Below are 12,183 nucleotides of genomic sequence, written 5' to 3'. Positions count from 1 at the left end.
AAAAAATAAGGTAATCAACGCGCAAGCAGGTTAAGGGCAGCTACAAAGTCTGGCTCTGTGGTCAAGTCATTCACTAATTCCACATGCAAGATCTTGTCATTCTCATCCGCCACCATCAGTGCCCGCGCCGGTAATCCTGCTAGTTTGCTGGACATAATCAGTACGCCATAGTTTTTAAACATATCGCGTCCACGCAGGGTAGACAGGTTGATGCTATGCGTTAAATTTTCGGCTTCGGCAAAGCGTGTCATGGTAAATGGCAGATCTGGTGAAATATTCAGGATCACAGTATTGGATAAGCTTTTCCCAAGCTTATCCAATGTACGCACGCTGTGCGCGCTGGTTGGGATATCAATACCAGGGAAGAAATGCAGGATCTTGCGTTTGCCCTGAAAGGATTCCAGGGTAATGTCTTCCAGTAAGTGATTCACGAGCTGGAAGAACGGCAAAATATCACCCACACTCGGCAAATTGTCTTCTATCAGAATAGGCTCATCAAGTAATGAAATAGCATGCGACATATCAAACAAGCCTAATTATCTACAAGCCTGACATCATAGTGCATATTCATGATGGACTTAAGTCCTTTTTGCATATGTTAAGACCATGGATTAAGCCTTGATTGGACGGCGATTCAGCGCTGTCAACCAGATTATTTATATTTCGGATGGGTACAAAAAAGTCGATGGCGGGTAAAATAACCCTATGGAATCGCCACAAACTCCACCGTCATCACCCGCATTTATTCACCTGCGTTGTCACAGTGAATATTCCATTGTGGATGGCACCGTACGCATTGGCGATTACGTCAAAGCTGCCAAGCAGGATGGCATGCCGGCGCTTGCTTTGACCGATCTTGCCAACCTGTTTGGCGCAGTCAAATTCTATAATTCTGCGCGTGGCAAAGGCTTGAAACCAATATTGGGTTGCGATGTTTGGGTAGAAAACACCATACAGCGCGACCAGCCACACCGCATGTTATTGCTCGTGCAAAACCAGCAGGGTTATCGCAATTTATGTGAGCTGTTGAGCCGCGCTTATCTTGAAAACCAATACCGTGAACGGGCAGAATTAAAACCAGAGTGGCTGGAAGAGAAAAATGCCGGCCTGTTAATGTTGTCAGGCTTTAATGCAGGGGATATCGGCCAGCTTTTGCAAGCTGGTAACCAGGCACTGGCATTGCAATCCGCGCAGCATTGGGCAGAAGTGTTTCAGGGGCGGTATTATCTGGAAGTGCAACGTGTGCACGATGCCGGGAGCCCCGAGTCGCGTGCCCAGGAGCAATTAATACAGCAAACAGCCTTCATAGCCCAGCAACTCGATTTACCTTTGGTGGCGACACATCCGATCCAGTTTCAAACACCTGATGATTTTATGGCGCACGAAGCGCGTACCTGTATAGCTGAAGGGTATGTGCTGGCAGACAAGCGCAGGCCTAAGCGCTTCGTCGCATCCCAATATGTCAAAACCCAGGCAGAGATGCAGGCCTTGTTTACAGACATGCCGATTGTTCTGCAAAACGCAGTGGAAATTGCCAAACGCTGCAATTTGGCACTGACTTTGGGCAAGAGTTATTTGCCTGACTTCCCTACACCGAACGGTGAAAGTCTGGAAGCTTTCTTGATTGACCAGTCAAAACAAGGATTGGAAAAGAGGCTACTGTACCTGTACCCCGATGAGGAAAAACGCGAGCAGAAGCGCACTGAATATGAAGAGCGCCTGCAGTTTGAGTGCGGCATTATTATCCAGATGGGTTTCCCTGGCTACTTCCTTATCGTGGCCGATTTTATCAATTGGTCTAAAAATAATGGTGTGCCGGTGGGGCCTGGCCGGGGTTCTGGTGCAGGCTCGTTAGTCGCCTACAGCCTTGGTATTACTGACCTTGATCCTCTGAAATATAACCTGCTGTTTGAGCGTTTCCTCAATCCAGAGCGGGTTTCGATGCCCGACTTCGACATTGACTTTTGCCAGGAAGGGCGTGATCGCGTCATCGATTACGTCAAAAACAAATATGGCCTGGCATCGGTATCCCAAATCGCCACCTTCGGTACCATGGCCGCCAAGGCGGTGATCCGCGACGTTGGCCGCGTACTGGACCTGCCATTTAATTTTGTAGACGGCATTGCCAAACTGATTCCGCTTGAGCTGGGCATTACTCTTGAATCCGCGCTTGAGAAAGAGCCGCAACTTCAGGAACGCCGCGAAAAAGAAGAAGAGGTCGCAGAATTACTTTCTTTGGCTTTGCGGTTGGAAGGTTTGGTAAGAAATATCGGTATGCATGCCGGTGGTGTGCTAATTGCGCCAGGCAAGATTTCAGACTTCTCCCCCGTTTATTGCCAGCCCAATGGCGACAGCCTGGTTAGCCAGTACGATAAAGATGACGTCGAAGCAGTCGGTCTGGTCAAATTCGACTTTTTAGGCTTGCGTACACTGACGATCCTTAATATGGCGTTAGAAAATGCCAATGCGCAGCGCGCGCAAGAGCAGTTACCACCGTTAAGCTTTGAAACCATTCCGCTGGACGACAAGCGTAGTTACCATCTGCTGAAAACAGCGAATACCACTGCAGTATTCCAGCTGGAATCGCGCGGCATGAAGGATATGCTCAAACAAGCCAAGCCTGACCTGTTTGAAGATATTATCGCGCTGGTAGCGCTGTATCGACCAGGCCCTATGGACCTCATTCCAGACTTCTGCCGTCGTAAACACGGTACCCAGCGAGTTGAGTATCCGCATGCATCCACTGAGTCTATCCTTAAAGAGACCTATGGCATTGCCGTGTATCAGGAGCAGGTGATGCAGATTGCGCAGGTAGTGGCCGGGTTTAGTCTCGGTGGTGCAGACTTGCTGCGGCGCGCCATGGGTAAGAAAAAACCGGAAGAAATGGTTATACAGCGTGAAATTTTCAATGAAGGCGCGCTTAAAAATGGATTGACCTTGCAGCAATCAAACGACCTGTTTGACTTGCTGGAAAAATTTGCCGGTTACGGCTTTAACAAGTCGCACGCCGCTGCTTACGCATTGGTGGCTTACCATACCGCTTACCTGAAAGCACATTATCCGGCCGCATTTCTGGCCGCGACCATGTCTGCCGACATGAACAACACCGATAACGTGCATACGTTTTTTGATGATTGTGCCGGCAACCATGTGGAAGTATTGCCACCGGATGTAAACGCCAGCATTTATCAATTCAAGCCTATGAGTGCCCAGCAGATTTTATATGGCTTGGGTGCAATCAAGGGTACAGGCGGTGCGGCGATTGATTTGATCGTCGCTGCGCGCGAAGCCGACGGACCATTCAAGGATATCTTTGATTTTTGCCAGCGCCTGGATTTGCGCAAAGTGAACCGGCGAGTGATGGAATCACTGATTAGGGCGGGTGCTTTTGATAAGCTTGAGCCAAATCGTGCTGCGTTGCTGGCAGGTTTGGATGGGGCTATCAGTGCGGCTGAGCAAAGAGCCGCGCATGCCGGGCAAGATTGCCTGTTTGGCGGTGTGGTCGAGACACAGCATCAACTGCCTGAAGTCACGCCCTGGAGCCCTGAGCAGGCGTTACAGGAAGAAAAGGCAGCGCTGGGTTTCTACCTCAGCGGGCATCCTTACCTGAGCTATAAATCACAGTTGGGGCCGTTTATCAAAGGCAACCTGGGAGAGCTCGCACCGCAAAATGAGCCTAAGCTGCTCGCGGGTGTGGTGATGGGCGTGCGGGTACGCATGACCCAGCGTGGCAAAATGGCCATCGTCACCCTGGATGATGCGGTCGGTAGAGCAGATGTGGTTGTGGGCTCTGAATTGCTGATGCAACACGCACAGTGGATCAAGGAAGACCAGTTATTGATTGTCGAGGGGCGTATTTCCAATGACGAGTTTTCCGGCGGTATTCGCGTCAGTGCCAGAAAATTATATGATCTTGCTGCCGTGCGCAACCGGTTTGCGCAGATGTTAACCCTGAGTTGCAACGGCCAATCCGACCTGCAACGGTTGATGACAGTGCTGACACCTTATCGCTACGCCAATGAGGAGCAAAAGCGCTGTCCGATCAAAGTGGATTACCATAACCAGTCAGCCCAGGTTAGCCTGATGCTGGGCGATGACTGGCAAGTGGTGTTACACGATGACCTGCTACTGAATTTACAGGGCTGGTTGTCAAAAGAAAATGTCAAAATCCTTTATAATGCCTGAACTTTTTAACTAAAGAATTCATAATGAGTGCCAAACGTTTGACGCCTAGTAAACTGACTTATCTTGATTTCGAGCAACCCATTGCCGGACTTGAAAAGCGCATTGAAGCGCTGCAGTCATCTCATGACGAGCATGATTCGCTGGATATTTCCAAAGAGCTGGATCTGTTGCAAAAGAAGAATAACAAGCTGCTGCAAGACACCTACCAAAATTTAACTGCATGGCAAATTTCACAGGTCGCCCGCCATCCCCAGCGGCCTTATACCATGGATTATATCAACGCTCTGTTCACCGATTTCCAGGAGTTACATGGCGATCGCGCCTTTGCCGATGACCCGGCAATCGTCGGTGGCATCGCCCGCTTTAAAGGTATCCCGGTGATGGTGATCGGTCATCAAAAAGGCCGCGATATTAAAGAGCGTCAATACCGTAATTTTGGTATGCCGCGTCCAGAAGGCTACCGTAAGGCCTTGCGCTTGTTCCGGTTAGCCGAAAAATTTCATATGCCTATCATCACGCTAATAGATACTCCAGGGGCTTACCCGGGTATTGGCGCAGAAGAGCGTGGTCAATCCGAAGCGATTGCGCGTAACCTGTATGTGATGGCAGAACTCAAAACCCCAATTATCGGCATTGTGATCGGCGAGGGTGGTTCTGGTGGTGCGCTAGCCTTAGGTGTAGTCGATCACTTAAATATGTTGCAGTATTCAACTTACTCTGTCATTTCACCGGAAGGTTGTGCTTCTATTCTTTGGAAAAGTGCCAGCAAAGCTTCAGACGCAGCCGAAACATTAGGTATTACCGCTGATCGCCTGAAATCGCTGGGCCTGATTGATACCATAGTGAGTGAACCATTAGGCGGCGCGCATCGCAACTATGAAGAGGTGATGGAGCGTATTGGCCAGACTATCGCTCAGCAACTTAAAACCTTGCAATCCAAAAAAATACCGCAGCTGCTGGAAACTCGTTACCAGCGTTTGATGAGCTACGGTAAGTTTAAAGCTGCCACTGACAAATAACAGTGACAAATAACGCTGCAACCGCTGTATCTGCAAAGCTGGAAAAGAGCATTGCCTCTTTTCTGGCTGCACAAAAAAACCTCACATCACCTTCGCACCTCCTGCTTGCGCTAAGTGGCGGTGTCGACTCTATTGTTTTACTGCATAGGCTGGTAAAGCTTTCTGCGGAGTTGCCATTTACCCTTTCCGCCATGCATATTCATCACGGGTTGAGCCCACATGCAGATGATTGGCTAAGCTTGTGTGAACGCGTGAGTAGAGAAATAGGTGTAGCGTTTTATGCTGAGAAAGTACATGTCGATTCTCGCAGCGGGCTAGGCGTCGAAGCTACCGCACGCGAGGCGCGTTATGAGGCGCTTGAGCAGCAGCGGCAAAAGCTTGCTGCGCATGCCATAGTCACTGCGCATCATTTGCAGGATCAAAGCGAAACCTTGCTTTTACAACTTGTGCGTGGCGCCGGCGTCAAGGGGCTTTCAGCCATGAGTGAGTGGGATGCGGATCGCCACCTGTTAAGACCATTATTACAAGTTAAAAAGGCAGATATCTTAGAGCTCGCGCATGAGTTACAGTGCCAGTGGGTAGAGGACGAAAGTAACACAGACACCAGTTATGACCGTAATTTTATGCGTCAAACGGCAATGCCTGTTCTGCGCGAACGTTATCCGCAGTTAGATAGCGCTTTGTCACGAAGTGCTCATCATATGGCTGAAGCGCAAATCTTGCTCGATTCGTTAGCCAGTCAGGATATTTCTGCATGCGATGTGCGGGAGGAGTGGTTAGGTCAGTCTGTAGATATCCAGCGCCTGCGGTTGTTGGGCGATGTACGTGCAAAAAACATGTTGCGGTACTGGTTTCAGCAGTTTGATTTGCGCATGCCTAATACCGAACAATTGCAGGATTACTGGCAACAACTATCTACGGTAAAACCGCATCGCTATCTGCATCTGCCATTACACGGGCAAGCCGGCAGACGCCTGGCCTATTTGCATAATTATCAGCAGCGCCTTTATTGTGTTGGCAAGCCTAGCGCATTACCTAAAACGCCATTGGTGTGGCAGGGCGGCAAAAGTCAAATTTGGGGTGACTGGCAAGTGCACTTCAAAGTCAGTAAAGGGCGGGGAATTGCACTTGCACGTTTGGGCGTAAATCCTGCAGCTATCACGTTGCACAGGCGCTATGGGCAAGTGTTACCTAAGTTTGAAAACCTTGAATTAATGTTGCTGCCCAGATCTGGTGGTGAGGCTTTACAGCCGGACGCCAAACGACCACGCAGGGAATTAAAAGTTATTTTCCAAATGCTGGCAATTCCGCCATGGCAACGTGCGTTTTATCCAGTCGTTCATGTCAGTTCGTCAGAATCAGATACCCCAAACCTTGTATCGCTAACCTCGCTTGCAGTAGATGCCGCCTGGCAACCTGGCCGTAATGCTTATGGCCTGGAAATCACACTGCAACCACTACCTGCTTGATAAAAAAATGGTTGCTTGCAACCAATAACAACCATAAAATTGGTTATCTACAGCCAATTTAATGGTTGTTATACACCATCTGATTTTAACTCTATTGATTTTAAACGTCTTTTTCTTTACTGCAATTGCGGAACAGTAATTGCATTTGGGAATATGCTTTTTTATAAAAGTTAAAAATTAATATTCTCGGGAAAAGGATACCTTTATGAATAAAACTACTGTCAAGCCGCTATTGCTTGCCATAGTGTCTGCATATGCAGCACAAACCGCCATCGTGAAAGCGGATGAATCATTGAATCTTCAAAAAGTTGAAGTGTTCAGTACAACACCGCTGAAAGGCATTGGTTTGCCTCTGCACAAAGTGCCAGCCAATATCCAGATGGCGAATCCTGCTGCTATCAACAACCAGACAGGTGTCTCGATTGCTGATTACATGAACAGTAATATGCAAGGCGTGACGGTGACAGAGCTGGGTGGTAACCCATGGCAGCCGGAAATTAATTTCAGGGGTTATTCTGCTTCTTCATTGCTAGGCAACCCACAAGGCTTATCCACTTATGTCGATGGCGTGCGCGTCAATGAACCGTTTGGTGATGTGACTTCATGGGACAAGATTCCAAATTTCGCTATCGGTGATATGCAACTCGTCCCGGGTTCAAATCCTTTGTATGGCTTGAACACATTAGGCGGTGCGATTGCGGTGCAAACTAAAAACGGACGCGATAACCAAGGCGCTGCTATTGAGTACGAAGCGGGCTCATGGGGACGTCAACGCGCATTAGCTGAATATGGTGGCGTTTCTAAAGATGGCTCAGTCGATTTCTTGATAGGGTTTCAGCACACTACTGAAGATGGCTGGAGAAAATACTCGCCGTCACACGTAAACCAGCTATTTGCTAAAACAGGTTGGCAAAGCGAAACTAGCAAGCTTGAGTTGACTTACATCGGTGCAGATAACAAATTAATTGGTAATGGTTTAACGCCAGAATTTCTTTTGAGCGGAGATCGCGACCAGATCCATACGCGTCCTGACGCGACGAATAATTACTCACACTTCTTGGCCCTGAATGGTAGCCATTGGTTAAGTAATGACACTCTGCTGTCAGGAAACGTTTATTACAAAAAATCCAACCGTAGCACCTTAAATGGCGACGGCTACGAAGGTTCATTTACTGATGATGGTTTGGGCGGCAGTTTCCTTACTGGCTATCCAGGAATTACATGCGCAAATCCTGCGGATGACTGCGAAGTGATTGGTTCTGTGTTTAATAGAACGCATACCAGCCAAAATACTTATGGTGCAACAGGACAGGCTACTTTCAATCAAGATTTCATGGGTAAGGAAAATCAGTTTGTAGTGGGTGCAGGATATGACTACAGCTTGATTCGTTTTAAACAAAACGAAGAAATAAATTTGTCTTCTTTGAGTGAGTCGATAGATGATGGTGACATTACTGGTACCCCAGGTAGCGGTACAGTATTTGATCCAAGCAGGGCACCTGTGACCTCCGGCGACGGTGCATTGGGTCAGCGCCAGACTGTAGGCCTAACAGGCAAGCAATACACAGCCCGTTTATTCGCCACTGATACTTTGTCACTCAACGAGTTTTGGCATTTGAATGCAGGTGCCAGCTGGAATTTCACGCGTGTAGATAACACTGACACATTGCGTGGCCCGGCTTCAGCTGCCAATAACTTCAATAGCTTAACGGCAAAAGACAGCTACACACGTTTGAATCCAACTGTAGGTTTAACTTACACACCTACTAAAGCGCTGACCGTTTATACGTCTTACAGCGAGTCCAGCCGTGCACCGACAGCGATTGAACTGGGTTGTTCTAACCCAGCTGCACCTTGCTTACTGCCTGCGGCATTGGCGGATGACCCACCTTTAAATCAGGTAGTTGCCAAGACTTATGAATTTGGTGGCCGTGGTCAACTGACAGACAATATGTTCTGGAACGCCGGCATTTATCATGCCATCAACCATGATGACATTCAGTTTACCGCTGCAAACACTCAAACAGGTGCCGGTTACTTCAAAAACATCGGCAGAACAAAACGCCAGGGTATCGATATGGGTGTTAACGGTTTTATTGAGAAGTTTAAATGGAGCGCGTCTTACAGCTTCGTTCATGCAACCTACGATACTGATGTTGAATTTGTGAACGGGTCTAACTCTTCAGGTGAAACCAATGACGGAATTTACACGGCGCGGTCTGGCGACAGAATTCCAGCCATTCCACAGCATCAGTTGAAGTTACGTGGGCAATACTCAGTCACACCTAGCTGGAATGTGGGTACCAACGTAATTGGATACTCTAACCAGTATGTTTATGGTAACGAGAATAATAGCCATCAATCAAATGCCGCGATTTGTAGTAATGGCGATGACTGCGCCACAGGCCGTGGCAAAATTGGCGGTTACTTTATTGTAAATCTGGATAGCCAGTATAACTTTGGCAATGGCTGGAAATTATTCGCTAAAGCTACCAATATTTTTGACAAGGAATATAACCTTGCCGGCCGCTTAGCTGAAAGCTTGTTTGACGCTAGTGGTACTTTTGGGGCTGAAAGCAAAACGTTGAGTTTGTTACCAGGTGCACCACGTGCTGGCTGGATTGGTTTGCGCTATGAGTTCAAACCTAAGCAATCTTTGGCAAGTTACGATAAAGACTAAAAATAAAATAAAAAGGAGGATGCGTGCTTTCACAAATTTCATCATCTACGGATAAATCGATACTTTTACCTTTCAAAAAGAAAATTTTGTTGGTGGAAGATGAAGTGCTTTTTGCACGCGCGGTAGTCAAGCGTTTGCAAAAAGCCGGGTTTGAGTGTGAGCATGCAGAATCCCTGCATGATGCCAGGTTGCTTGTTAAGCAGTTTGAGCCGGATATCGTATTGCTTGATATGCGATTGCCAGATGGCAATGGCCTGGATTTATTGTCTGACTTCGTAGCAAAAAATATCAATACCATCGTGATGACTGCGTTCGGTGATGTGACGGATGCAGTGAATGCCATTAAATTAGGCGCGATTGATTACCTGAAAAAACCAATTGATCTTGAAGAGTTGCTGTTAATCATTCAAAAGAATGAGAAAACAACTGACTTGCAGACCAGCCTTGATTATTCACGTCAACGTGACACGATTGCCAATGAATCAGTGCAGCTGATTGGCGAGAGTGCTGCTATGCAAAGCGTGCGCCAGCAAATCACACGCATTGCCCAACTGAGCTCGCTAAGCGATGCCGTGCAACCGACCGTGTTAATCACTGGTGAAACCGGCACTGGTAAAGATGTGGTGGCGCGTTATCTGCATGCGAGTTGCGTGAACCATGACAAACCTTTCGTGCATGTGGATTGCGCTTCGTTACCGGCAGAGCTGATTGAAAGCGAGTTGTTCGGTAATGAAAAGGGCGCATTTACCAATGCGGTGACTTCCCGCCCGGGCCTGATTGAATCTGCCGAAGATGGCACCTTGTTTCTGGATGAAATCGGTGAGTTGCCACTAGGCTTACAGGCCAAGCTGCTTAATGTACTTGAAAGGCGCATGGTCCGCCGTCTTGGTTCAAACAAAGAACGGCCGGTACATGCACGTATTATCGCAGCGACCAATCGCGATTTATACCAGATGTCTAACGAAGGCCGTTTCCGTTCAGACCTTTACTACCGGCTGAATGTGATCACCATGCAGATGCCGCCGTTACGAGACCGGGGCCAGGACGTGATGCTGCTAGCCAACTATTTCAGACAAATGACCGAAAAGCGCTATGCATTGCCTTACCATGAGTTTAGTTCTACCGCATTAATTGCCATTCAGCAATACCGCTGGCCAGGAAATGTACGTGAAATGCGCCACCAGATCAGCCGTGCAGTTCTGATGTGCACGCAACCGGTAATTTCGGAGCATGATTTGGGACTACCCCAGATCGGTCATCAATCAGTGAGCCCATCAGCTAGCAATGAAGCGCAGTTAACGCTGGACGATGCTGAAAAAGCCATGTTGTTAAATGCACTGGAGCAAGCGCGCAATAATGTCTCCAAAGCTGCCCGTATATTGGGCATCACCCGTATGACTATGCGTTACCGTATGGATAAGCACGGGATTTCTGTTTGATGCATTGCTAGACCTTCTTAAATTTTAAGACTTTATCAAAAGTCACTACAGTTTTAAGACCTTGCGAAAGCGAGGTCTTTTTTTATTTAACATCTTTATAAAATACCACGTGGCTTTTGCGCTAAATCAATGCCGATAAGCTTTCATATAAATCCCACATGGTAGAATTGCACTTTTATATCGGAGTGCAACAATGATCGGGACCCCATTAAGCGCAAACGCGACCAAAGTCATGCTGTTAGGCAGCGGTGAGCTGGGTAAAGAGGTCGTGATTGCCTTGCAGCGTTTAGGGGTAGAAGTGATCGCTGTAGATCGTTATGAGCATGCGCCTGGTCATCAGGTGGCGCATCATGCTTATACGATTGATATGACAGATGCAGACGCGTTAAAAGCGCTTGTCAATAAAGTAAAACCACATTTTATCGTGCCCGAGATTGAAGCATTGAATACAGATGCGCTGGCAGAAATTGAAGCTTCTGGTGTGACCGTCGTACCAACAGTACGCGCAGTACAACTGACCATGAACCGCGAAGGCATCCGTCGCCTGGCCGCTGAAGAATTAGGATTGCCAACTTCTCCGTATGCGTTCGCGCGTTCCGAGGCAGAGTTGCAGGCGGCTATTGATGCAGGTATTGGTTATCCTTGTTTTATCAAACCTACCATGTCTTCTTCTGGGAAGGGTCAATCACGCATTACCCAGGCCAGTGAAGTCAAAACTGCTTGGGAATATGCTGCCAGCGGCGGGCGTGTCAACCAAGGGGTGGTGATTGTAGAAGGCCAGATTGATTTTGATTATGAAATTACCTTGCTTACCGTGCGTGCAAAAGATGTAGCAGGGCAGGTTAAAACCTATTTCTGTGCCCCAATCGGGCATGTGCAGAAGCAGGGTGATTATGTGGAAAGCTGGCAACCTCAAGCCATGCATCCTAAAGCGCTGGAAAACGCGCAGGAAGTTGCGAGGAAAGTCACCGATGCTTTGGGTGGCCAGGGTTTGTTTGGGGTTGAGCTATTTGTCAAAGGCGAGCAGGTATGGTTTTCTGAAGTTAGCCCGCGCCCGCATGATACCGGCATGGTTACCATGTGCACCCAGCGTTTGAATGAGTTTGAGCTGCATGCAAGAGCAATCCTAGGCCTGCCGGTCGATGTCGCACAACGGGAAGCTGGCGCCAGTGCCGTGATTTATGGTGGCGCAGATGCTAGTATTCTTGAGTTTCATGGGCTGGAAGCAGCAATGTCAGTGGCTAACAGCGAAATTCGTTTATTTGGCAAGCCAGAATCTTTTATCCGACGTCGCATGGGCGTGGCATTGGCTACCGCAGAGAATACTGAATTAGCGCGTGAACATGCCAAACAGGCAGCAGCTCTAGTAACACCAAAAGTAGCTGGCTAAT

7 protein-coding genes are annotated in these 12,183 nt (G+C 48.1%); 6 read left to right on the top strand and 1 reads right to left on the bottom strand.

Annotation, left to right across the window (positions count from 1 at the left end):
* Positions 1-14 precede the first annotated feature (14 nt).
* The gene (tpx, locus tag ASG24_RS00480; protein WP_055866601.1) at positions 15-521 is read right to left on the bottom strand and encodes a thiol peroxidase; all 507 of its coding nucleotides are present in this window, start codon (positions 519-521) and stop codon (positions 15-17) included.
* Positions 522-705: 184 nt separating this feature from the next.
* Between tpx and dnaE the strand changes: the two genes are divergently transcribed.
* From dnaE to purT, 6 genes are all read left to right on the top strand, one after another.
* Positions 706-4,185, top strand: coding sequence for a DNA polymerase III subunit alpha (dnaE, locus tag ASG24_RS00475; protein WP_055866599.1), 3,480 nt, complete (start codon positions 706-708; stop codon positions 4,183-4,185).
* Between the two features lie 23 nt (positions 4,186-4,208).
* Positions 4,209-5,204: an acetyl-CoA carboxylase carboxyltransferase subunit alpha gene (locus tag ASG24_RS00470; RefSeq protein ID WP_055825162.1), complete on the top strand. Its 996-nt coding sequence runs from the start codon at positions 4,209-4,211 to the stop codon at positions 5,202-5,204.
* Between the two features lie 2 nt (positions 5,205-5,206).
* Complete coding sequence (gene tilS / locus ASG24_RS00465; protein WP_055866596.1) at positions 5,207-6,673, top strand: tRNA lysidine(34) synthetase TilS; 1,467 nt, start codon at positions 5,207-5,209, stop codon at positions 6,671-6,673.
* A gap of 205 nt (positions 6,674-6,878) precedes the next feature.
* The gene (locus tag ASG24_RS00460) at positions 6,879-9,353 is read left to right on the top strand and encodes a TonB-dependent receptor (RefSeq protein WP_055866592.1); all 2,475 of its coding nucleotides are present in this window, start codon (positions 6,879-6,881) and stop codon (positions 9,351-9,353) included.
* A gap of 23 nt (positions 9,354-9,376) precedes the next feature.
* Positions 9,377-10,792 (top strand): sigma-54 dependent transcriptional regulator, encoded by a 1,416-nt coding sequence (locus tag ASG24_RS00455; protein ID WP_055825154.1) that lies wholly within the window; start codon positions 9,377-9,379, stop codon positions 10,790-10,792.
* 193 nt (positions 10,793-10,985) lie between these two features.
* Complete coding sequence (gene purT / locus ASG24_RS00450) at positions 10,986-12,182, top strand: formate-dependent phosphoribosylglycinamide formyltransferase (RefSeq protein ID WP_055866589.1); 1,197 nt, start codon at positions 10,986-10,988, stop codon at positions 12,180-12,182.
* Position 12,183 lies beyond the last annotated feature (1 nt).

It is taken from the genome of Methylophilus sp. Leaf414, assembly GCF_001425425.1.
Taxonomy (GTDB): domain Bacteria; phylum Pseudomonadota; class Gammaproteobacteria; order Burkholderiales; family Methylophilaceae; genus Methylophilus.
This window is presented reverse-complemented; position numbering and strand designations above follow the sequence as displayed.

Bases quoted from the DNA above. Each gene is read 5' to 3' on its own strand.
- tpx (WP_055866601.1), bottom strand. From the start codon at position 521: ATGTCGCATGCTATTTCATTACTTGATGAGCCTATTCTGATAGAAGAC.
- dnaE (WP_055866599.1), top strand. From the start codon at position 706: ATGGAATCGCCACAAACTCCACCGTCATCACCCGCATTTATTCACCTG.
- ASG24_RS00460 (WP_055866592.1), top strand. From the start codon at position 6,879: ATGAATAAAACTACTGTCAAGCCGCTATTGCTTGCCATAGTGTCTGCA.
- ASG24_RS00470 (WP_055825162.1), top strand. From the start codon at position 4,209: ATGAGTGCCAAACGTTTGACGCCTAGTAAACTGACTTATCTTGATTTC.
- purT (WP_055866589.1), top strand. From the start codon at position 10,986: ATGATCGGGACCCCATTAAGCGCAAACGCGACCAAAGTCATGCTGTTA.